Consider the following 23,734-nt stretch of genomic DNA (forward strand, 5'->3'; position numbering starts at 1 on the left):
CGCTATGGATGGCAATTCGCTGGAAGGTCTCGTGTCATGGATGCGCGACAGCAAAAACGACGTGATGCATCGCTGGGGATGCATTGCAGTACTGGCGCGCACGCAGCTCAATGAGGTGCTGGTGCAGAATCACATCGCCTGCCATACCGCTGATACAGGGTTTCGTATCGATGCAGCGGTTGACACGATTCCAGGCAAACAGAAAGACATCCTCAGCGGTTTTTTGCTGGATGCGCCCCAGTTATCGTTCGAGAGGGCTGAGCGCGATCATGCGAGCCTGAGCTGTTCGGTTGTAGCCGGTTCCTGGCTCTTGCTCGTTGCCGAGAATCGGAACTGGCATATCCGGAAAGTCACGGCGATCAACCCTTTGACTGCGCCCAGGGTACTGCTGAACGTGGACCTGACAACTGCGTCGGGAGACGTGGACGACGACGGTCGCATCCTGCTTGACCTCAGGAACAGTGATGACTTCAGGTTTATGGGAGCCGACACTGAAGAGCAGCAAAAAAGGATCGGGCAGATTTTTCAGGACTGGTTCAAAGGACAGCCGGATGACAAACGTATCCTGGAGCTGGGCAGTATAGGCGGCGAAGGCGGAGGGCTGATGACGCCGGATGGCTTTACGCTGCGTGCGCAGAAAAACCCGGCAGCGGAGCGGGATAATGATGGCGACGGCGCTGTTCTTGTGTGCATCAATATGGCGGGTCAGAACAGGGGAGACGACTTTCCGGCTGATTACCCCTATTTCATTCCTGACGACGTCGGGGAGCACTATTCGGCCACCGTACTTTTTGACCAGGCCACAACCCCCTTTGCCTTGTTCGCTGCTATCGAAAAAGCATTCGGCAGCCAGGCATTTTCGTTTGCCTACGATGCGCAGAGTTCACGCTGGGAAGCGAAGCTGACCTCCGGGGAATTGAGCGTGCCGCCCATGACGATCGAGGAAACCGATCCGGACACGGGTTATGTGGTGGTTTGCGTCATTGAAAAAATGAAGTTCCCTGCCACGGTCGAGCAGCCGCTCGTACTGGGCATCGAGGGCACCACCACTCATATCACCTGGTCTTCGGCAGCCTCAGCGACAATGCGTATGTCGGCAGAGGATCAGCCTGAGGAGGACAGCCTCACCTTTGGTGTGTCCCTAAGGCTCGACGCCACTTATGAACTGCAAGGCCTCATGTTCTCCAGAACGGCTTATACGCTCGATAAAACATACATTGCCCCCGCTGACCTTGATCTGGCTCGCCGGACGGGCTGGTTCTGGCGTTTTATCGAGCAGGTGATACTCGATCTCGTTCACTACGCATTGCTGGAAACAGTCAGCGAAAGCATCGATCCGATGTTTGAAACCACCTTTTCGGCCGGGACCGGTGCCGAAGCCTTCCTGAAGGACAACATCAAGGTGGGGGCTGACCAGTTCATCGAAAGCCAGAGCTTGCACATCCCCCGTGACGTTGTCATTTTTGGCCGCGTCAACCCGACCCTGACGACGTTCGTCATCAATCCTTTGCAGCCGATAATGGCGGCAGGAGGCAGTCAGCAGTTCAGCACCCAACCCGGTGTCTCAGGTGTGATCTGGTCACTGGAGGACCCGGCAGGTGGCAGTGCAGACCTGGGCAGCATCACTTCTGCAGGGCTGTACAAGGCACCTGGCGGTGAAACGTCAAGCCCCACTATCAATCGCATAAGGGTGGTCGCCACGCACAACGGGCACAGCAGCGCTGCGCTTGTCACTGTACTGGAACACAGATTGAACATCAGTCCCTTGATTCAGGTATGCAACGCCGGCGAAACCGTGGAACTGGCGGGCGGCGCACTGGACGATGCAGCACTGCAGTGGACGGTGCGCAACCCGGTGGCGGGGGAAAGCGGTACGCTGGAACCCGGTAAGGTGCCTGGCCACGATTGCAGCTATGTCGCGGCGGCAAGAGTGCCGGACAAGACGTATGTGATCGATGAACTGCAGGTCAGCAGCGCAGGTGAGACGCGTTCTGCCTGGGTGCTGGTCAGGCAGATAGTGTCACCGTTGACAGTCAGACCGTTCCCGGACGTCAACCTGTCCGCCGGTCAGATACGTGTGCGAGCCTTCTTCGGCAGCGACGAGGCCACGCCTGTCTCATGGCGTCTGCCGCTGGAAGGTCCGGGCTCTCTCGATGCAGAGGGCGTCTATACCGCACCTCAAGGTACCGATGACCGGTTTGTCCTGATATTTGCCTCGTATGACGATGCATTTCTTGGCGACATCGAAGGCCACATCATCCTGCCCCTTCCGCTGGAAGACTTCCGTGACGAGCTGGGGTTGCTGAGCGTGGGCATTGAAGAGGAAGGACTGGGTCAGAAATCGCTGCTCAATGATCCTTCCCTCGAGGGGCTCGTGCAATGGATGGCCAAACCCGACAGCAAAGTCATGTTGGGGTGGGGCGCTATCTGTGCCATGGCACGGGGCAAGATCAACGATCTGTTATTACAGGAATATACCGCCCGTTTCGACAGCGACACTTACCTGCCGCCCATAAGCGGTGAAGTGTCGATAGTGAAAGGGATGTGGAAGGAAAGCATTCACGATTTCATCCTCGATGCACCACGTCTGGCCTTTACCAATGATGACCTTGGTCGCTCACGCGCGACCTTGAAGTGTTCCATTTACAGCGGAACGCAGTTCAAGCTTTACAACAACGTCGATGTCTGGCAGGTCGAAAAGGCGGTGTACATCGACCCGCTGCAGGGGCCTGAGTTGACGCTTGACCTGCAACTCGATCAGGTTCCGGGTCTTGTCGAAAGTGACGGTCGGGTGCGACTGGACCTCAAGAACAGTGACAATTTCACGCTGTCGTTTGCAGACACCGAATATGAGCGAAAGCTGGGCGGTGATTTTTTCAGCGAGCTTTTCAACAATCTGCCTGACTCACAGCGGATCTGGACACTGGGTGTCATTCAGAAGAACAGCAACCCGTTGCTGGTGCCGGCGTCGTTCAAGCTGCGTACGCAGTCCGATCCCATGGCTGCGCGCGATGGGCGTGCGGCGAGCTCTGGTGACGGTGCTCTTCTGGTGTTAATAAGGATGGAGGGTAGCTCGGAGGGCGGAGATATTCCGGTCGAGTATGCGTATCTAATCCCGAATGATCAGGGCAAGGACTATTCAGCCACCGTCCTGCTCGAAGCTGAGCGAGCCATTGACGCCGCGCGCTTCGTTGAAACGGTGGCAGAGGCCGTCAAGGCTCGCTTCGAGGCCGCCGATTTTACCTATAAGCAAAACGCTGACGGAGTCGTGATCAATGCTACAGCAACCAGGGGTACGCTGAATTTTCCCACCTCCAGTCGAGATCTTCTCCCAAGCAGGGTCGACGGTGTATGGGTGACTCCCCACATTTACTGGAACGGTGCGCAGGTTGATCTTGCGCGATCGCAGCCGATGGTTCTGGAGCTGGTCGGACGTAACAGTGTTCTGCTGAAGTGGAAGGACAGCCTCACGATTGCCAATATGCTTGAGCTGAACGGCATACAGTTTCCGCTGATTGTGTTCACGGAAAAAATCTCGATCGACGTGACTGTCCAGTACAGTTTCAACGATGAAACCGGCGAATTGATCCTCAAGCCCGAGCTCAGGCTGGACGTGAGCAGTTCAGACCAGGATACCGGCATCGACCCCGGCGCCCCGACCCCTTCTCTCGCTCTTATGGCTTTGATTATGGCAGCAGGTATTGGTGCCTCGACCAGCAGCCGCGAGCTGTTCATCACAAGGATTACGGATATCCTGAAAAGCACGTTCAATGCGAGTGTGCAGGTCAGCGGGTTCATCCGTGAAAGCGTCCAGCTCAATTTCAATCGCGCCGTCACCAGCGATGTGTTGCGTGCACCTCGGGATTTCCTCTCGGTCGGTCGTGTGGCTGCGGTGGCAGAAGATTTTGTCGTGACGCCTCAGGAGCACCTGATGGCGGCTGACAGCTCCATGAAGTTCACGACTGATCCACCCGAGGTGGATGTGCAATGGAGTATCGAAAATCTGTACGGAGAGTCCGAAGATTTTGGTGCTATCAGTGGGGTGGGCAAGTATTACGCGCCGGAAGCCAGCTCGTTTGAAAAGTCGTTCACCCGGATCAGGGTCACCGCCACAAATCCGGCCACCGGGCATGCCAGCTCGGCGCTGGTTACCGTGCTGGCCAATGCGCTGACCCTCAATCCGCTTATTCAGGTCTGCGATGCCCTGGATAGCGTGGAATTGGCTGCCGGTGCCCTTGGCGGCGGTGATCTGGAATGGCGCATTGACAATTTTGTGGAAGGCGAAAGTGGAGAGCTGCAATTCAGCGAGCAACCAGGCAGTGATCACAACGGCAATCGCGCCTATCTCGCGGCACCGGCCGTGCGAGGTAAAACCTACGTACTGGATGAGGTTGTCGTGACAGGCGTCGACAGCTGCGTATCGGCCTGGGTGCTGGTGCAACAGAAGCTGCCAGGCCTGGTGATCAAACATGAAGAAGCGGGGCTCACCGCAGACAGCATCCATTTGTTGGCGTTCGCCAATGGCAAACCCTTGCTGCCCGATCAGGTCGTTAACTGGTCAATCGGGGCGCACGGGCCCGGGTCAATCAGCGAAGCCGGTACCTACCTCAGTGATCCGCAGTCCAGCGACCGATTTGTTCTGATTTTCGCAAGGTGGGAGCACCAGATCCAGGGGGCGTTCGAGGGGCATATCATTCTGCCGTTGCCTTTGCGCAAACTCTAAAGAGGGTCAAGGCTGCCTTCACGATTCGCAACGCATTCAGCAAAGCAGTTGACGGCATTTTGTAAACAAGATGCACACGGATATCACAGGAGGTGATGTCATGGCGGGTTATTCAATGGACAGTCTGTTGGTGTGGTTGAGGGACACGACCCGGTTGAGAGGTTGGGATAATGTGATAGCGCTGGATACTCGACAGGTCAGTGAGGGCCTGAAGGGCGTTTACCAGCTCAACCTTGAGAATGGCGTTACGCCAACCGTACCCGACGGAAGCGTCGTCATCCCCGACACCAACATCTCGCACTTTTTCTCGGGATTCGTATCAGGGCCGCCAGGCCTTTCACTCAGGCAGGCTTCGCTTGAACATGCACCACTGGCATGGCGAGTGTCGATGGTCGGTGGCCTGCATACTGTTCTGGCCCGAGAGTATGGTTACAACGAGGTACTGCGGATATCGGCCTACGAGCCGCTCAACAGTCCGGCGCTTGATATGGATCTGGCGCTGGCCAGCGAATCCAACACCCTTTCTGTGGATCTGGCGCTTGGCGAGGGTCCGGAGCTGACGATTGCCGGCACTAGGACTGAGCAGCGCGAGACGGGCAAATTTTTTCACAGTTGGTTGCAAAGCCTTTCCGAATCCGCGCGCGTGTTTCCGATCGTCGAATTCAGCGCCACGGACAATCCGTTGTTGAAAGTGCGCAGGATCGATGCAAGAGCCCAGCTCGAGAACGCTCAAGGTGTTTCTCGACAAACCGCAGAGGCGCAGGGCAAGGGAGCGTTGCTGCTGTTTGTCACGCTTGATTATGGCGTGGCGGGTGGGCTGCCGGATGACAGCTCGGATTTCCGTTATCTGATTCCCAATGACGCAGGCGCTGACTATTCGGCGGCGATGGTGTTTTCCTCTCACGCGCTCCACAGGGCCGCGCTTGGCCATGCCGTGATAGAAATGCTGAATAGCCCCGAATTCCTTTTCGAAATGCCTGACAAGGAACCGCTGAGATCGATGGTCGCCCGGTCGGGCACGTTCGACGTGGCGGGCGACAGTTACCAGAGCGCCGACTTTGTTTTCGAGTCTTCCGCATTCAGTGTGCAGGCCTCTGACACGCACCAGCCACTGACGGTTGATTTCGATTACGGCAACGCTGTTCACAGTTGGGGTTTTCCCTGCACGCTCAACTTTCGGTACAGGGCGCTGAACAGTAGCGAGTGGCAGCCGTATCAGGAGGCAACGTTCAACGTCACCCTCAAGCATGAGTTTCACCTGACGCCTGGCGAATTCGACAACGATGTGATCGAGGGCCATTTCTATTGCCCTTATCACCATGATGCGCAGGTCACCCCTGTGGCAGGTCATTTGGCAGACATTTCGCCCGCAGAACTGCAACAGATCAATGGCTTCGTTGCCTACACGGCCAAACATGGTCTGCTCAAGGGACTGGCCCCGCATTTTCGTGCCGATGGCAGTGAAACCTATCTGTCGGGTCTGAAACTGTGCGGCGGGCAGGGATTGCAAGCTCGGGCAAAGAGGCTGCCTCACGATCTGGCAGTGTTCGGCCGAATGGGGCCTGACTCCTCGACGCTAAGGATTGTCGCGCCCCAGGGCGTGGTTGTGGCTGGCTCGAGCCTGCAGTTGAGGACTGAGCCCGTCTGCGAAGGGTTGCGATGGTCTGTCACTATGCCTGATGGCAGTCATGGCGCCCCGGGGACGATCAGTGCCCAAGGCCTGTATCAGGCCCCTGACACCGAGGCGATGGGGCAGCGGTTTCATCAGGTGTTGATCAGCGCAGAGAACGCTGTCGGCAACGAGCGCGCTACAACGCTGATTGCCGTGCAGTCTCATGGCGTCAGCCTGAACCCGCTGATCGAAGTCTGCAATCACAGCGAGTCGGTAAGGCTGTCGGCCAGCAGTGTCAGTGGTGCAGATCTTGTCTGGAAGAAAAAGGACGCGGCCAGTGGAGGTAGCCTCGGGCCTGACGATAGTGATCCGGCAGGCGGCCAGATCTATACCGCCGGGCCCAGGGTGGCAGATAAAACCTACGTGCTGGATGAAGTGACGGTCAGCGATGGCAATGACACCCGTTCGGCCTGGATCCTTGTGAAGCAGATGCCGCCGTCGCTCGCGATCAGGCCTGTCGAGGATGCAACGCTTCCCGAAGGGCAAATTCGACTGGATGTCTTGAGCGGCGTCGATACAACGAGCTTGAAAAAGGGAGAACGCATTCCGGCAAAGACTTCCGACGAGGAAGGGCTCGTGTGGTCATTGCCTGCCGGTGGCCCCGGCTCTATTGATCAGAACGGTATCTACACCAGCGCTTCCAATGCCTGCGACAGTTTCGTCCTGATTTATGCCACTTGGGAAGACGATTTCCTCGGGGAGTTGGCAGGGCACATCATTCTGCCCCTGCCGCTCAAACAGGCTGCGGCCGTAGTCAAGGCGCTTTCGATCAAACCCGATGACCAGGCGCAGCCTTTTGTGCCCGGAGTGTGAATCATGTCAATTTCCCTCAGGTATCTGAAACACCGGTTGCAGACTTCCGACAACGGTTCGGTCACTCAAGGCTGGGGCGCTGTTCTGGCCATCAGCTTCTCCGAGCTCAACGAACAATTGCTCGTTCAGTATCTGGAGCGCCATGCGCGGTTGAGTTTTCTTCCATCGTTTTCCGGTGACATCAACTCGACAGACAAGACCATGAACATTCATCTGTCTCGCATCGAGTTGGGTGTACCGGTTCTGTCCATCTCAAGTGCGTCTGCGTACAAACAGTTCGTGCAGGTGACGATGGGGGTGGTGTCAGCTACTTGCCGAATATCGCGCTGCCCGCAAGGCAGCGCCACCACAGTGTCACAGGATGTACGCATCACTGAGGCCATGGGTTTCAGCCTGCAGGCAGTTGCTGAACTGCAGCTTGATGATGACCTTGGCGTGACACTGGATCTGGCAAAAGCATTCGACTTCACCTGCAACGTGGCAGGGGCTGACGAAGTCTCCAGTGCGCTTGTTGCCGAATTTATCGAGCAGAAGTTCAACAATCTGCGTCTGCATCAGAGTTCATTTTTTCTTGTGCAGAAGTTACCTCCACAGGTGCTTTCGGGCAGCAGGCTTTTCATTCAGCCAGCGCCTGGATCGCACGTGCGGGGGGCCAGAAACTTCGGTGCGGGTGCTCTGGTGGTATTCATGCGATTGAGGGGGCGTCCTGAGTCCGGACGTTTCCCGCCCACCAGTGATTTTCCATTCCTGATTCCTGACGCCCCCCGCGCGGACAAACGTACGGGGTTCGGGGTGACGCTGGCACTTTCGCGCGACGCACGAGGCATGACTGCCGAGGGGCTTGCGATGATCGTTGACAGCCTGCGCTTCGCTGGGCAGAGCAGGTTTGTCGAGGTGGAACGCGATGTGTCGAGCGATCTGGTGCTGTTCGGTACGCTCGCGTCGCCGCAGGCTGCTATCAGCCCATCGACGACCAGGCTGTATGCCGGGGAGCAGCGGCAGTTTGTGCTGCATGATGCTGACGGTACGGAATTGAACGTCGACAAGTGGGAGGTGCGGGGCCTGGAAAGCCATACGCTTGAAAGCCAGGGCAAGATCAATCCACTTGGCGTTTACACGGCAGCCCGCGTGGACCTGCTGGGCCACGAATCCCTCCGTGTCGCGATCATCGCGACTTACGGTGGTGCCAGACCTCTCATCGCTTCGGCGCTGGTGACGGTCGTGTACGAGAAACTGGAACTCGGGCCACGCCTGGCGCTCGTCGCAGGTGGAACACGCCCTGAATCTGTGACACTGAAGGCATCCGATTCCGAAGGTGCCGTAACGCTCTGGGCGTTACCCAGCCCTGAGTACGGCGTACTGAGTGAGGTCGAAGGTGGTGCACTGTTCACCCCCGATGAGCGATCTGCAAACAAGGCACTGATCGCCCAGCAGATCGAGGCAGGGGGGGCGGACGGGAAAGTTGCCACGGTTTTGATAGCCAATGGGCAACCCATGTTGCGAATCGATCCCGTCTTTGTAGCGCGGGCGCGACAATCGACTCCCGTCAAGCTGACCGACGACGCCACGATGCTTCCGGGCTTTCAGCGCCGCTGGCACGTGATCAGTGGCGCTGGCAGCGTCAATGACCAGGGTGAGTTCAGCCCGCCTCTGGAGAATACCGGGTCGAACAGCGTGGTCAGATGTGAGATCGTCCGCGAGGGTATGGTGCTGGCCTGTGGCTATAGCGTTATCGAGGTGTCGGATCTGATCGATGAGCCGACGTGGAGTGAGCTGAGTGTTTTCAAGGTGGTGGTGCCAAGCGTATATAACGTTCATGCCGGAAAGTTGCTTCCGAACGGTCGCCAGCAACTCGCGTTCCGGGTCGAGACGCAAACCATGGACGTCAGCGGTGTGAATTATCCGTTGAGCCCGGCAGAAATGGCTTCGATGCGACTGGTCGATAAAGCTACCAGTCAGGAGATAGCATTCCTGCTTGATGGTCAGGAGGCTATCGCTGAAGCGGCCTCACTGCAAGAGCAGCAACTGTGGGCGACCCACAGTCTCGCCAATCGTTTCGATCTCGCTACCTGGACGATGGCCAGTGCGGATGTGCCGGATACGTTTGCCGCGGCCGAGTCGTCAGTTATTAGTTCGAGCACCGTCGTCCAGCCCTTTTATCTGCAAAGTCGTGCACCTGCAGGAGCGGTCACGGAGTTTTATGCCAGGTTTCAATCTGAAACAAATGCATGGTTTGAATCGATCCAGTTTGCCGACGAGTTCAACAGGATAACGATCGAGCCGTTAGCGCTTGTTGTATTTGACACGAAAGACTATTCGTTCGAACCGCATCGGGTCGAGGGCAATGATATTCCTCCTCCCACAGCGGAACCGCCCCCGCCCGCGGCGGACGGCGACGTCACTTCAGACCCTGCATTCAATTTCGTATTTAAGTCTGTTGATTTCTGGGCGTTGAAAGTGTTGGATCCGATGACGCGTCAATGGATAAAGTTTTACACCGTTGAGTTCCTGCCTTCGGTAAACGGGAGCGATGACATCAATTGCTCGGCACTGCTTTGGGAGAGCGAACAAGCGAACGAGTCGTTTGTCAGCTGGACAGGTTATATATTTCAGGCCATCCCGGATGGCTTGAACGTTGAAAAAATTTCATTCGATCCCGGTGTTTCGGACGTTATAGGCATCGGTGAAAGTCTGGATAAGGGCGGGGTGCTGCCTGGATTTGAAGTGGGTTCGCTGGTCATCAGCCTGCACCGCTCCTGGAGAATACCCTACCGTCCCTCAGGCGATGCGGTGCGCGATCGTTTGTACCGTCCGCTGGCGGTCATGTTGATTGATCAGAAAGGAAGCGTTCACCGAAGATACATCGACTTTAGACCCAGCGGTGTCGGAAGACGAAATCGTCTGATTCATAGTTTATATACCCCCTTTTAAACCTTAGGCGATTAAACGACAGGGAGTCAGAGTCATGAATATAAGGAATGGTTTTTTTGCGTGCCTGCTGGTGGCAGGCTTGACGAGTTTGCAAGGATTCGGCTCTGACAGGCAGCCGGTAGCGCTCGAAGGCGATACATCACGCTCCATAAATTTTGCAGAAAAATATGAAAATCAAAGACCTGAGGGCGATCAGTGCTCGGTCCCCATCAATTCGACTGTGGATTGGAGTTTCGCGGATGATAATCCCTGCAAGAATGATCAGATGAATTATTTTCAGCTGAATAATGTTCGTTCGGCCACGGGCATCGAATTGGAGTCGAGGCACTGTAACGATTCCGGTGGGTGGGTGTTTGCTTTAAAGACGTACGTTGATCCGGTGAGTACGGACTGGATTGACATCCAGGAACTGAAAGGCCAAGAGCCTGGTTATATCGTTCGGGAGGGCGTTTATCTCGAGTGGAAAAGACATCAAAACGACGATCAGATAAAAGGAAAGCTGTCCTGTGTCAGGGTGAGAACCTCTCGTTGACGGTGAGCGCATGGGTTTCGTTGCAAGGGAACGATGAGGCCTGTCTTCCCTTGCGAAAAAGAATGGGAGAATCACGCAATGACGCTTTCAACTTCCGTACATTCCAACGCTTTCAATTTCATGAGTTTCGTCCAAAGTGGCGTAGACCCACGTACCGGTCAGTACACCGTTTCCATTACATTGCCGGATATAAAAACCAATGGGCTTCGCGGTCCGGGTTTTCCATTGGCATTGAACTATAACCCGCTCAATACCCAAGACAGTGGTTTTGGCCTGGGCTGGAATCTGGGGTTGTCGCAATACACACCGGGTAGTCAGATACTTGCCTTGAGCACCGGCGAGACGTTCAAGGTGGATGACAGTAACGGCGATCAGTTACTGATGTCGGAAAAGAAGATCGACAGTTTCCACTTTCACGAACAGGTCGACTCGACGTACCGGGTCGTGCACAAGTCCGGACAGGTAGAGATACTTGAAGTTGTCGGGAGTCGCGAGAATCCCGTTGCGCTGCCCGTGCAACTGTTTGCCCCTGAAGGGCACAGTTTGAAACTGACCTACACGTCTTTCGACAATACCCATCAGTTGCTCAGCGAAGTCATCGATGATGCAGGCCACACCTTGCTGAGCATCTGTCGAGACGATCTGTCTGTCAGTCTCCGGATGAGTGCGGGGGAGGGGCCGGACGTCGAGTTTTTAATGAGACTGGGCGGTTCGGATCATCGTGTCCAGCGGATTGAACTTCCTACCGAGAATGCCGCATCCTGGCGTTTTGAATACGAGCTGTTTCGCGAACACCTCTGTGTCACATCACTCGACACACCTGCCGGAGGTCACGAAGACATTGCCTACCTGGACGCCGGCCATCAGTTTCCGGGGTCAGCGGGACGTCAGCCATTGCCGCGCGTGACCTGTCATCGCACCACGCCCGGTTTTGACCAGCCTGAAGTGGAGGTGCACTACACCTATCAGGACAGCGAAGGCCGTGAGCATAATTTCCTCGGTGCCGGCCTCGAGATTGATTGGGCGGACGACGGCCTCGACAATCTTTACAAATACGGGGGGGCGCAAGCGTATAACTATGTCACGACCGAAACCCTGTGCGTGGACGATCAGGACGCACGCACGATTGAGCGTGTGTTCAATCAGTTCCACCTGCTCACCCTGGAAACCACCCGCCAGAACAACAATGTCAAAGAGGTGCAGACCCTCTACTACGTTGATCCGGACAAACCCTTCGACCAGCAGCCCAACTATTGTCAGCTTCCCAGGGAGGTCAGGACAGTATGGCGGCAACTGGAAAGTGGGCGTGTGCCGCGCAGTGAAATCGTCAGCAGCCGCTATGACACGCATGGCAACCTGCTCAGTCAGACCGACGCAAACGGGGTGGTCGAAACCAGTGTGTGGTACGAGGCCGAAGGAGAGGATGGTTGCCCGTCCGATCCAGAAGGGTTTGTTCGTAACATCAAGAGCCGCACTGTCGAGCCTGCGGCTTCGGAGTACGGTCAGGCGCCGACGCTTGTTACACGCTACCGTTACACGTCGCTTGACCCGATAGCGGGCAGCGAGCTCGACAACTGGCTGGCTGTGCAGAGCGAAACGCAGGTGCAGATTGATACAGGGACCCTACACAAGCTGCAAGCGAGTCTGGACAAAATGGCTGCCGCTTTACTGTCAAAACAGGCCCCTCTCTTTCAACGCACTGCGCATAAGCTCATCGAGGCTGTCAGGAAGAAAGTCGCACAAAGCGAGCAGCCGCTGCAGAGCATTGTCTACGACTATATTGACGTGCCCACCGATGCATTTCGGCATGGGCGCATCGGGCGACAGATCGTGACACTGGACGGTCAGGACACCACAACCGATTTCGCCTACGACACGTTGCAAAGTCCCGTCTTTGGCGAAAGTGTGCAGCGTACGGTTCAGACGGTCACCGGCTTTGATGGCGAACAGAAAGTCACGACGTTTGAGCACTCTCTGCTCATGGGTGAGCCTTTACTCAATCGCGATGACAACGATGTGGAAATCCGCTATGCATACGACTCGCTCAGACGCGTTTTTTCGGAGACCGTTGCGCCCGATACGATGTACGAGGCCTCCCGGTTCTACAGCTATGTCCTTTGCGCCGATGACGGCGATCAGGCCGAGCAAGGGGTGTTTGACGTCAAGGGCGTGAAAACCATCAGTTACATGGACGGCTTGCACCGGGTGATCCGCGAGGAACGTGACGATGCTGATAACCCCAGCCCGTTCGGTACCCGTTCTACACGTCCGACCTATGCGGCCCGTTATGATCCATGGGGGCGGCTGTCGTGGGAGTGCGAGTACGACTGGCTTGATGCGCGTGCTCTGGCGTTGACCAGCAGATTCGAGTACGACGACTGGGGAGAACAACGCTGCGTGACGGGCCCGGACGGTGTCAGGAATTTTGAAGAAACCGACCCCATTGGTACCGATGAGTCCAAAGGACCTGTCCGGCGCAGCTGGAGCGAAGGAACCGACGAAAACGGTATCGTCGTAAAAACCGGTGTCACCGAAACCTGGCTCAATCTGTTTGAAAAACCCACCCTTGTCGTCCGGTTTGACCGTGACGGTAAAAAAGTCAGCCAGACGCAGACCCGCTACGATGGCCTGGGACGTACCGTGGAGGAGATCGTCGGCCTCGAGCCACCGTTCAGGGAAACGACGTTTTCCTATGATGCCTTCGGCCGGGCTGTCAGAACCACCTTGCCGGATAACGCCATCGTGCACCGTACCTTTGCGCGCCACAGCAGCGAAGACCTGCCTGTCTCCATCAGCGTCGAAGATGCCGGCAAGACATTGCCACTGGGCGAACAGGTGTTCGATGGCCTTGATCGCATCAGGAAAACCGTCACGGGTGGACGACAGCGCGTATTGAAGTATGAGCCGGGAATGTTGCAACCCCAGTCGGTCACCACGGCCAGCGGAAAAACTGTGGGGTATACCTACGAGCCTCGGCTGGGCTCCGATCCGTTGCAACGGACGCTGGAGGGCGTGACGTCTGATTACACCTATGATCCGAAAAATGCACGTCTGCTTCATTCCCAGGAGCAGGGCGAGCGTCTTGAGCGCAATTACTACAGCACCGGAGAGTTGAAAAGCGAGCAGCGGCTCTCCGATGGAAATCTTTACTCAATGCAGTATCGCTACAGTCGGCTTGGCCGACTGCTGGGCTATACCGATGTGCTCAAACAGGAGCAAACCTTCCTGTACGATGACTACGGACGTTTGAGCCACACCTCGCTGGGTACTACATCCACGGATTTCACCTACGATGCCCTGGGTCGCACGCGCAGCATCACGACGACTGACACCGGAAATCAGCAGCGTGTCGCGGTCGGTCTGGAGTACGACGATTTCGGTCGCGAGATTCTGCGCACTTTTGATCTTGCCGGCGTCATGCAGCGAATGGAACAGGAGTACGATCATGTTGATGACATGACCAGGCGTCTGCTGACTGAAGGAAACACCGTCATTCGGGACGAGGCTTACGGTTATGACCTACGTGGACGTCTGACACGATACGTCTGTGAAGGCACTCACTGTCCGGTGGACCCCTACGGCAAGATCGTCTCCAGACAACTGTTCAGTTTCGACGGTCTGGACAACCTGAGACTGGTCCAGACCAGCTTCGGTAACGAAAGCAATATTGCCAGCTATCATTACGAAAACCCCGACCCTGTCCAACTGAGCGCCGTCACGAATAAACACGCGGATTACCCGGCCAGAATCGATTTGACCTATGATCCGGACGGCAATCTGATTCGTGATGAATGCAACCGCACGCTTAGATACGACGCCCTTGGCCGTCTGCTCGAGGTCAGCAGTCCGGGCGTGACGATTGACAGGCCCCACGACCCTGCCGATCCCCAGGCGGTTGGAAGCTCTGAGGATATGCAAGTCAGGCGTTGAGGCGTTGCTTGTGGAAGGCCGGCCAAGAATGTTTTGTATCCTGGCCGGCTTTTTTATGAGGGCTTGAAAAGCATTCAAGCAGTTGCCTACCTGGAAAGTAACATGCCCTGATTGATGGCGATGACCAGCGCCGCTCTTATCGAGCTGACCCCGAATTTGCGACGAATATTGCTCAGGTGAAAGTTGATCGCCGCTTCGCTGCAATCCTGTATGCGCGAGGTTTCCCACGCAGTCTTGCCGAGCATGGCCCAGTGCAGGGCCTCCTGTTCCTTGGGGGTCAAGCGTACGGGCGCTTCATGGGCGCGATAATAGCGTTCTACAGTGTTCATGGCCGGTTCCTCATCCTTGAAAACCAGCCATTAACTTAGCGCGTCAATGAGCACTTGAAACCTGACAGAAATGTCATTTATTCAGTCCCGGTTCGCCAACCGACCTGATGTTCTTTGCGCGAGCGTTTTTTAGCGCCAAATCCCGAATTTTACGGTTTCTTTATGCGGGTTCTGCCGCCTCGCCCTCGTTCCTTTACGCCCCAGGTCACGACAATGCCATTACGCGGCCATCGCCGTATTCGATGTGGCCTGATCATGGGGAAATTGCAATGAGCGTTATGGATGGTATCTCTCTGTTGATGGGAGTCGGGCTGTTCATCTATCTGTTGGTGGCGCTGTTGCGCGCCGACCAGAACTAGGAGCGGCCATGCACAGTTATGACTATCTGTTGATCCTGGCCTTTCTCGTGCTGCTGCTGTTGCCGGCACCCTGGCTTGGGCGTTTTTACTACCGAGTGATGGAGGGCGAGCGCACCTGGCTGACGCCTGTGCTGGGACCCGTTGAGCGGGCCTGCTACCGGATATCCGGCGTCGATCCACGAGTGGAACAGTCCTGGAAACAGTATGCCTGGGCCTTGCTGGCCTTCAATCTGGCGGGCTTTGTCCTGTTGTTTGCGATCCTGTTGTTGCAGGGCGTGCTGCCGCTCAACCCGCAGCAGTTGCCCGGCATGGAGTGGTCACTGGCGTTCAACACCACGATGAGTTTTATTACCAACACCAACTGGCAGGCCTACAGCGGCGAAGCGTCGCTCAGCTACCTGAGCCAGATGGTCGGCCTGACCGTGCAGAATTTCGTCAGCGCCGCCACCGGCCTCGCCGTGCTGGTCGCGTTGTGCCGAGGCATCAGCCGTCGTTCATCCAACAGTCTGGGTAACTTCTGGGCCGACATGACCCGCGCCACACTGTACGGTCTTCTGCCGATCAGCATCGTGCTGGCCGTGTTTCTGGTCTGGCAGGGCGTGCCGCAGAGCTTCGCTCATTACATCGACGCGCTGACCCTGCAAGGCACTGATCAAAGCCTGCCGATGGGTCCGGCTGCGAGCCAGATTGCAATCAAACAACTGGGCACCAACGGCGGCGGCTTTTTCGGCGTCAACTCGGCGCACCCGTTCGAGAACCCGACGGCCTGGAGCAACCTGTTCGAGCTGGTCTCGATCCTGCTGATCCCGGCGGCGCTGGTGTTCACCTTCGGGCATTACGTCAAGGACATGCGCCAGAGCCGCGCGATTCTCGGTTGCATGCTGGCGTTGCTGCTGATTGGCGGCGCGGTGTCACTGTGGGCCGAGTACCAGCCCAACCCGATGCTGAATCTGGCGGGTGTCGAACAGACCGCACCGCTGGAAGGCAAGGAAACCCGCTTCGGCACCACCGGCACCGTGCTCTGGTCGGTGGCCACGACCGCAGCTTCCAACGGTTCGGTCAATGGCATGCATGACAGCCTCAACCCGCTGACGGGCATGGTGGCGCTGGTCAACATGATGGTCGGCGAAGTGATCTTCGGCGGTGTCGGGGTCGGCCTCAACGGCATGCTGCTGAACGTGCTGATTGCGGTGTTTCTGGCAGGTTTGATGATCGGTCGTACGCCGGAATACCTGGGCAAGAAACTCCAGGCTCAGGAAGTGCGGCTGCTGGTCGCGACGCTGCTGGTAATGCCGGTCGGCGTGCTGGTACTGGGCGCCATCGCCGCCAGCCTGCCCGGTCCTGCGGGTGCGATCAGTAACCCCGGTCCGCATGGCTTCAGCCAGTTGCTTTACGCCTACACCTCGGCCACAGCCAACAACGGCTCGGCGTTCGGCGGTTTCAGTGCCAACACCGTTTTCCATAACCTGATGCTCAGTCTGGCGATCTTCATCGGCCGTTTCGGCTACATCCTGCCGGTCCTCGCCCTGGCGGGCAGTCTGGCGATGAAAAAGAGCATACCGCAGGGGCAGGACAGCTTCCCGACTCATGGCCTGCTGTTCGTGACATTGCTGACGGTGACCATTCTGCTGGTCGGCGGGCTGACCTTTTTGCCGACGCTGGCACTGGGTCCGATTGCCGAACACTTGAGCCTGGGTTTCTGAGGAACCGACCATGAATATGCCTATTTCTTCTGCCAAACAGGCCGAATCCCAAACCGCTCAGACTTCTGCCAAAACCGGCATGTCGGCCTTGTGGCGTCCGGCACTGGTGCAAGCTTTCGTCAAGCTGGACCCGCGTTTGCTCAAGCGTTCGCCGGTGATGCTGGTGGTTGAGCTGACCGCCATCCTGACCACCGTGCTGTGCTTCATTCCCGACCCGCAGGTGTCGACATCGGTCGCGTTGCAGATTGCGCTGTGGTTGTGGTTCACCGTGCTGTTCGCCAACTTCGCCGAAGCGCTGGCCGAAGGTCGTGGCAAGGCGCGGGCCGACAGTCTCAAGGCGGGCAGCGAAGGCCTGAAGGCTCGCATCCGTGACGAGAACGGCAGCCTGCGCACTATCAACGCCAGCGAACTGCGCAAGGGCGATGTGGTGCGCGTCGAAGCCGGGGAGATGATTCCCGGCGACGGCGAAGTGATCGAAGGGATTGCAGCCGTCAACGAGGCGGCGATCACGGGCGAATCGGCCCCCGTGATCCGCGAGTCCGGCGGTGATCGCTCGGCCGTTACCGGCAACACGCGGTTGGTCTCCGACTGGCTGCTGGTGCGCATTAGCGCCAACCCGGGCGAATCGACCCTGGACCGCATGATCGCGCTGGTGGAAGGTGCCAAGCGTCAGAAGACGCCCAACGAAGTGGCGCTGGATATCCTGCTGATCGGCCTGACGCTGATCTTCCTGCTGGTGGTGATCACCCTGCAGCCGTTCGCCCACTTTGCCGGTGGCAGCCTGCCGCTGGTGTTTCTGGTGGCACTGCTGGTGACGCTGATTCCAACTACGATTGGAGGCCTGCTGTCGGCCATCGGTATCGCCGGTATGGACCGACTGGTGCGCCTCAACGTGATCGCCAAGTCCGGTCGCGCCGTGGAAGCGGCAGGTGACGTGCACGTATTGCTGCTCGACAAGACGGGCACCATCACCTTCGGCAACCGTCGTTGCGCTGCTGTTTACGCAGCACCCGGCGTCACACCGAAAGAGCTGGGCGAGGGCGCCTTGCTCGCTTCGCTTGCCGACGACACCGCCGAAGGTAAATCCATCGTCGAATTCCTGCGCAACTTGCACCCGATGAACGAGCCGACGCTGAGCTCGGTGACCGCCGTGCCGTTCAGTGCTGACACGCGACTGTCCGGTGTGGACTACCAGGGCCATGTGTATCGCAAGGGTGCCGTGGATTCGCTGCTGGCGTTCATCAACCTGCAGCGCAGCGACCTGCCTGCACCGCTGGCACGTGAAGTCGACAAGATCGCCAAGACCGGTGGTACGCCGCTGCTGGTCTGCGCCAATGGTCGCCTGCTGGGCGCGATTCACCTCAAGGACGTGGTGAAGCCGGGCATCCGCGAACGTTTCGAAGAGCTGCGCAAGCTGGGCATCCGCACCGTGATGGTGACCGGCGACAACCCGCTGACCGCCGCAGCAATTGCAGCAGAAGCGGGCGTCGATGACGTGCTGGCCGAAGCCACTCCGGAGAAGAAACTGGAACGGATTCGTCAGGAACAGGGTGAGGGTCGTCTGGTCGCCATGTGCGGCGACGGCGCCAACGACGCTCCGGCACTGGCGCAGGCCGACGTCGGCATGGCCATGAACGACGGTACTCAGGCGGCTCGTGAAGCGGCCAACATGGTCGATCTGGACAGCGACCCTACCAAGCTGCTGGACGTGGTGCACATCGGCAAGCAGTTGCTGGTGACCCGCGGCGCGCTGACCACGTTCTCCATCGCCAACGACGTGGCCAAGTACTTTGCGGTGCTGCCCGCGCTGTTCGCTGCGATCTACCCGCAACTGGGCGTGCTCAACGTCATGCGACTGGCCAGCCCGCAGAGCGCGATCCTGTCGGCGATCATCTTCAACGCGTTGATCATCGTGGTGCTGATTCCGCTGGCGTTGCGTGGCGTGCGGGTTCAGGCGGCGAGCGCTGCGCACTTGCTGCGTCGCAACCTGCTGATCTACGGCGTGGGCGGCATCTTCGTGCCGTTCGTGGGGATCAAGCTGATCGACATGCTGCTGGTCGCGTTTGGCCTGGTTTGAGTGGATGACTGAGCTGCACGCCGGTCGGTGTGCAGCTTCACCTGATTGAGGATGTGGAAATGTCGAATGTAGTGCGTCCGGCCCTGAGCCTGATTGTGTTGATGAGTCTGATTACAGGCGTGGCCTATCCGCTGGTGGTGACCGGTGTGGCGCAAGTGGCGTTCCCGGCGCAAGCCAATGGCAGCCTGCTGTATGACAACGAGGGCAAGGTGCGCGGTTCGGAACTGATCGCCCAGTCTTTCACCGGCGATGAGTGGTTCCAGCCGCGTCCTTCGGCCGGTGCTTTCGCAACGGTTGCCAGCGGTGCCAGCAACTTTGCACCGAGCAACCCGGCGCTGGCGACCCGTGTTACCGAAGACGCCGCAAAACTGGCTGTTCCCGGTCAGGGACCTGTGCCGCTGGCCTTGCTGACTACGTCCGGCAGCGGGCTTGATCCTCACCTGTCGCCTGAAGCGGCGGACTGGCAGGCCGCACGCGTGGCTGCTGCGCGGAAATTGCCGCTGGACAGGGTTCAGGCGCTGATCGAAGCCAACACCCGTCGTCCATTGATCGGACCGCCAGTGGTCAACGTATTGACCTTGAATATGAGCCTGAATCAGATAACGTCTGCACAACGCAACGCGCAGCTGTAACATTCGCTGACAAAGCGCTGTTTCGCAACACCGCACGTAGTGTGGGAGGCGCCTCCACGTCTTCGACGTAGCGCTGTCGCGCAGCAAGCACCGGACCGTGGGAGGCGGCTTGCCGGCGATGAACAATGACGCGATTTTCCTGAAATACCGCGTTGACTGCATCGCCGGCAAACCGCCCCCCACAAAAACGCGTTCCTTCAGTGGCTTACAGCTTGTTTGATAAGAGCCGCCTCCCACAGTCCGGTGTTCGATGCGAGACAACGCTGTTTCAGAAAAATGCGTTCTTCCAGCTGCCATGATGTTCAACGGCGCCCAGGCCATACCGAAAGAGAGTGATACCCAACGTGAGTGATTCCGGTCGAGCAGACGCATTACTGGCTCAATTGCCCCGCGACGGCCGAGGGCGGCTGAAGGTTTTTCTGGGCGCAGCGCCGGGCGTGGGCAAGACCTACGCCATGCTGCAGGCCGCTCACAAACAGCTGCGTCAGGGCGTGAACGTCATGGCAGGCGTCGTGGAGACCCACGGGCGTGCGGAAACCGAAGCCCTGCTCAACGGCCTGCCGCAGCAGCCGCTGTTGCGCAGCGAATACCGCGGCATGACGCTGGAAGAAATGGACCTGGACGCCTTGCTCAAGGCCGCGCCGAGTCTGGTACTGGTCGATGAACTGGCGCACAGCAATGCGCCCGGCAGTCGTCACGCCAAGCGCTGGCAGGATATTCAGGAGTTGCTGGCTGCGGGCATCGACGTTTACACCACGGTCAACGTTCAGCACTTGGAAAGCCTCAACGATCAAGTGCGCGGCATCACCGGCGTGCAGGTCCGCGAAACGCTGCCCGACTGGGTGTTGCAGGAAGCCTTCGATCTTATCCTGATCGACCTGCCGCCCCGCGAACTGCTGGAGCGGTTGCGTGAGGGCAAGGTCTACGTACCGGAGCAGGCACGCGCTGCCATCGACGCCTTCTTCACCCCGACCAACCTGAGTGCTCTGCGCGAACTGGCCATGCAGACCGCGGCTACCCAGGTCGACAACGATCTGGCCCAGGGTTATCGGCAACTGGGGCAGGCCGCTCCGGCAGTGCGCGGTCGTTTGCTGGTGGGTATCGACGGCGATGCGCAGGCCGAGCGCCTTGTGCGTCATGCCAGCCGGGTCGCCCAGCGCCGTCACCTGCCGTGGAGCGCCGTGCATGTAGACGATGGGCAGACGCTGGACGAACAGTCCCGGGCGCGTCTGCAAGGTGCTCAGCAATTGGCCGAGCGGCTGGGCGGCGAAGTGGTGTCCCTGCGCGCCGGAGAGGTGGCCAGAACCCTGATTCAGCATGCGGTGGAGCGTCGTGCCAACGTGGTGCTGGTCGGCCAGTCGCATCGACACTGGCACCGGCGTATTTTCGGAGGCGGGGTGGCCGCAAGGCTGCTGCGCGAAGGGCACGGGCTGGAAGTCTGTGTGCTCGACGACAGCGAGCAGCAGCCCGACCAGCCGCCCCGCGCCCGGCCGCTTCGCGATGTGGTGTGGTTCGACTACGGGCTGGCGCTGATCGCAACGGTGCTGGCCAGTCTGGTGGCGTGGGGCGTTTCGGGCGTGCTGGCGTTACCCAACATCTCTCTGATCTTTCTCGCGGCCGTGCTGCTGGTGGCGGTTCGCAGCAGCATGGGGCCGGCACTGGCCTGTGCCGGACTGTCGTTTCTGGCCTACGACTTTCTGTTCATTCCGCCCAGTTTCTCGCTGAGCATCCAGCGCGACGAAGACGTACTGACCCTGATGTTTTTCCTGCTGATGTCGGCGCTCACCGGCAAGCTGGCGGCACGTCAGCGTCGGCAGTTGCAGGCATTGCGCGATACGCAGGAACAGACCAGCGAGTTGCTGGACCTGTCACGCAAGATGACCGCCGCCGCCGACAGCAAGGCGGTGTTTCATGCCGCTGAACAGCATTTCAGTGGCTGGAAGGAATTGAAGCTTTGTCTGCTGGATCGCGACAAGCAGGGCGGCTGGACCGTCGAGAGCGGCGGACCGCTGACCTTTACCGAGGCCGAGCGCGCTGCAGCCGACTGGGCCTGGCAGCATGAGCAGCCTGCGGGCAGCGGCACCGGCACCTTGCCGTCGGGGCAATGGTGGTGGTGGCCGATCACCGCCGAAGAGGGGCCGTTGGCGCTGCTCGGCGTCACGGCACGCAAGGGTCAGTCGTTCACGGCGCAGCACCGGCGCCTGCTGGCGGCGCTGACCCAACCCCTGGCTCAAGCCCTCGCACGTGCCCAATTGGCCGAAGAGCTGGAAGCGGCTCGCCTGCACGGTGAAACCGAACAATTGCGCAGCGCCTTGCTGGCGTCCGTCTCCCATGACCTGCGCACGCCACTGACGTCCATGCGCGGCAGCATCGACAGCCTGCTGGCGCTGGGCGAGGCCATTCCACTGGAGGATCGTCGTGAACTGCTTGAGGGCACGCGCGACGAAGCCGAACGTCTGGATCGCTATATCCAGAACCTGCTGGACATGACCCGGCTCGGTCACGGCGCCTTGAAACTGGCCCGTGACTGGGTCTCGCCCGCTGACATCGTCGGCAGTGCGCTCAACCGGTTGCGTGCCGTGATGACGCCGTTGCAGGTCAGTACCCAGGTCGCCGAAGCGTTGCCGCTGCTGTACGTGCATGCTGCGCTGATCGAGCAGGCGCTGGTCAACGTACTGGAAAACGCTGCACGATTTTCGCCGCCGGAAGGACGCCTGCAAGTGGCGGCGGGCGTTATCGACAGCGAACTGTTTTTCTCGGTCAGCGATGAAGGGCCGGGTATTCCCGAAGAGGAGCGCGCGAAGATTTTCGACATGTTCTACACCGCCGCACGCGGCGACCGGGGCGGGCAGGGCACGGGGTTGGGGCTTGCGATCTGTCAGGGCATGGTCGGTGCGCATGGCGGCCGTTTGAGCGTCGGTGAAGGCATTGACGGTCTGGGGACGCGCATCACCCTGTTCCTGCCGTTGCAGGCTCAGCCCGACGCCGAAACGGAGGAACCGGCTTGAGTCGATCCTGGGTTACGCTTGTGTTCACTTCCCGCATTGAAACGGCAGCGCACCGATGAGTCAGACGGCAACCATACTGGTGATCGACGACGAGCCGCAGATCCGCAAATTCCTGCGCATCAGCCTCGTGTCGCAGGGCTATAAAGTGCTCGAAGCTGCCACTGGCGCGGAGGGACTGACTCAGGCGGCGCTGAACAAACCTGATCTGCTGGTGCTCGATCTGGGGCTGCCGGACATGGACGGCCAGCAGGTGCTGAGCGAGTTTCGCGAATGGTCGGCAGTGCCGGTCCTGGTGCTGTCGGTGCGCGCCAGCGAAGCGCAAAAGGTGCAGGCGCTGGACGCAGGCGCCAACGATTACGTGACCAAGCCGTTCGGCATTCAGGAGTTTCTGGCCAGGGTCAGGTCGTTGTTGCGTCAGTCCTCCGGCACTGAAAAAACCGAAGCTGCACTGACCTTCGGTCCGCTGACTGTGGACCTGGCATATCGCCGAGTGCTGCTGGACGGCAACGAAGTCGCACTGACCCGCAAGGAATACGCAGTGCTCGCGCAACTGGCGCGCCACCCAGGACGCGTCATCACCCAGCAGCAACTGCTCAAGGACATCTGGGGGCCGACCCATACCGAAGACAGCCACTACCTGCGCATTGTGGTGGGGCACCTGCGTCAGAAACTGGATGACGACCCGACCGCGCCGAGGTTCATCCTGACCGAGGCGGGCGTGGGGTACCGGTTGCTGGCCAGGGATTGAGCGCAGTGCCCGCAAACGTGCCGCTCTGCGCCACATCACGGCCGGACGCGGAGCGTCCTGAGAGGCGTTACCACGCTGGAGCGTGGTAACGATCAGAGGTCTCAAGCACACCAATCACGCCCACTCCAGCGCTCATCGTTTTACACAAGTCACCTGGCTATCCAGAGAGGCAGCAGCACTGATGCGCTTTTCTAACGCGATGGTAAGAACACCGCAGAACGCGACGTGGGTGAAGGCTGAGTCCTGGCGCTGATTCGGGGGGCAATCGGCATGGATG

12 protein-coding genes are annotated in these 23,734 nt (G+C 58.7%); 11 read left to right on the forward strand and 1 reads right to left on the reverse strand.

The features are described 5' to 3' along the window. The first annotated feature begins 4 nt into the window (after positions 1–4). The 5 genes from AO065_RS27340 (at position 5) to AO065_RS00680 (ending at position 14,601) form a co-directional block, all read left to right on the forward strand. The gene (locus AO065_RS27340) at positions 5–4,723 is read left to right on the forward strand and encodes a hypothetical protein (protein WP_004882546.1); all 4,719 of its coding nucleotides are present in this window, start codon (positions 5–7) and stop codon (positions 4,721–4,723) included. Positions 4,724–4,823: 100 nt separating this feature from the next. Then, positions 4,824–7,208, forward strand: coding sequence for a hypothetical protein (locus tag AO065_RS00665; protein ID WP_032651096.1), 2,385 nt, complete (start codon positions 4,824–4,826; stop codon positions 7,206–7,208). A gap of 3 nt (positions 7,209–7,211) precedes the next feature. Continuing rightward, the gene (locus AO065_RS00670; RefSeq protein ID WP_004882544.1) at positions 7,212–10,139 is read left to right on the forward strand and encodes a hypothetical protein; all 2,928 of its coding nucleotides are present in this window, start codon (positions 7,212–7,214) and stop codon (positions 10,137–10,139) included. Positions 10,140–10,173: 34 nt separating this feature from the next. Beyond that, entirely contained in the window at positions 10,174–10,671 is a 498-nt protein-coding gene (locus AO065_RS00675; RefSeq protein WP_004882543.1) for a hypothetical protein, read from the forward strand. Between the two features lie 78 nt (positions 10,672–10,749). Next, positions 10,750–14,601 (forward strand): RHS repeat protein, encoded by a 3,852-nt coding sequence (locus AO065_RS00680; protein WP_050562169.1) that lies wholly within the window; start codon positions 10,750–10,752, stop codon positions 14,599–14,601. 86 nt (positions 14,602–14,687) lie between these two features. On the opposite strand, the gene AO065_RS00685 is transcribed toward AO065_RS00680, so the two are convergent. Continuing rightward, complete coding sequence (locus tag AO065_RS00685) at positions 14,688–14,930, reverse strand: helix-turn-helix domain-containing protein (RefSeq protein ID WP_004882541.1); 243 nt, start codon at positions 14,928–14,930, stop codon at positions 14,688–14,690. A gap of 269 nt (positions 14,931–15,199) precedes the next feature. Here AO065_RS00685 and kdpF point away from each other — a divergent pair, with 269 nt between their 5' ends. The 6 genes from kdpF (at position 15,200) to AO065_RS00715 (ending at position 23,457) form a co-directional block, all read left to right on the forward strand. Next, positions 15,200–15,289 carry a K(+)-transporting ATPase subunit F gene (kdpF, locus tag AO065_RS00690; protein WP_004882540.1) on the forward strand — a complete coding sequence of 30 codons (90 nt, stop codon included), beginning with the start codon at positions 15,200–15,202 and terminating at the stop codon, positions 15,287–15,289. Between the two features lie 8 nt (positions 15,290–15,297). Next, positions 15,298–16,992, forward strand: coding sequence for a potassium-transporting ATPase subunit KdpA (gene kdpA, locus AO065_RS00695; RefSeq protein ID WP_004882539.1), 1,695 nt, complete (start codon positions 15,298–15,300; stop codon positions 16,990–16,992). Between the two features lie 10 nt (positions 16,993–17,002). Next, on the forward strand, positions 17,003–19,069 hold the full coding sequence (kdpB, locus tag AO065_RS00700; protein WP_004882538.1) for a potassium-transporting ATPase subunit KdpB: 2,067 nt from the start codon (positions 17,003–17,005) through the stop codon (positions 19,067–19,069). A 59-nt stretch (positions 19,070–19,128) separates the two neighbouring features. Further along, the gene (kdpC, locus tag AO065_RS00705) at positions 19,129–19,701 is read left to right on the forward strand and encodes a potassium-transporting ATPase subunit KdpC (RefSeq protein WP_004882537.1); all 573 of its coding nucleotides are present in this window, start codon (positions 19,129–19,131) and stop codon (positions 19,699–19,701) included. 344 nt (positions 19,702–20,045) lie between these two features. Then, entirely contained in the window at positions 20,046–22,709 is a 2,664-nt protein-coding gene (locus AO065_RS00710) for a sensor histidine kinase (protein WP_004882536.1), read from the forward strand. Positions 22,710–22,764: 55 nt separating this feature from the next. Further along, on the forward strand, positions 22,765–23,457 hold the full coding sequence (locus AO065_RS00715; RefSeq protein WP_004882535.1) for a response regulator: 693 nt from the start codon (positions 22,765–22,767) through the stop codon (positions 23,455–23,457). Positions 23,458–23,734 lie beyond the last annotated feature (277 nt).

This window comes from Pseudomonas viridiflava (assembly GCF_001642795.1).
Classification (GTDB): Bacteria; Pseudomonadota; Gammaproteobacteria; order Pseudomonadales; family Pseudomonadaceae; genus Aquipseudomonas; species Aquipseudomonas viridiflava.

Bases quoted from the DNA above. Each gene is read 5' to 3' on its own strand.
- AO065_RS00670 (WP_004882544.1), top strand. From the start codon at position 7,212: ATGTCAATTTCCCTCAGGTATCTGAAACACCGGTTGCAGACTTCCGAC.
- AO065_RS00675 (WP_004882543.1), top strand. From the start codon at position 10,174: ATGAATATAAGGAATGGTTTTTTTGCGTGCCTGCTGGTGGCAGGCTTG.
- AO065_RS00715 (WP_004882535.1), top strand. From the start codon at position 22,765: ATGAGTCAGACGGCAACCATACTGGTGATCGACGACGAGCCGCAGATC.
- kdpC (WP_004882537.1), top strand. From the start codon at position 19,129: ATGTCGAATGTAGTGCGTCCGGCCCTGAGCCTGATTGTGTTGATGAGT.
- kdpF (WP_004882540.1), top strand. From the start codon at position 15,200: ATGAGCGTTATGGATGGTATCTCTCTGTTGATGGGAGTCGGGCTGTTC.
- kdpA (WP_004882539.1), top strand. From the start codon at position 15,298: ATGCACAGTTATGACTATCTGTTGATCCTGGCCTTTCTCGTGCTGCTG.
- kdpB (WP_004882538.1), top strand. From the start codon at position 17,003: ATGAATATGCCTATTTCTTCTGCCAAACAGGCCGAATCCCAAACCGCT.
- AO065_RS00680 (WP_050562169.1), top strand. From the start codon at position 10,750: ATGACGCTTTCAACTTCCGTACATTCCAACGCTTTCAATTTCATGAGT.
- AO065_RS00665 (WP_032651096.1), top strand. From the start codon at position 4,824: ATGGCGGGTTATTCAATGGACAGTCTGTTGGTGTGGTTGAGGGACACG.
- AO065_RS00685 (WP_004882541.1), bottom strand. From the start codon at position 14,930: ATGAACACTGTAGAACGCTATTATCGCGCCCATGAAGCGCCCGTACGC.
- AO065_RS27340 (WP_004882546.1), top strand. From the start codon at position 5: ATGGATGGCAATTCGCTGGAAGGTCTCGTGTCATGGATGCGCGACAGC.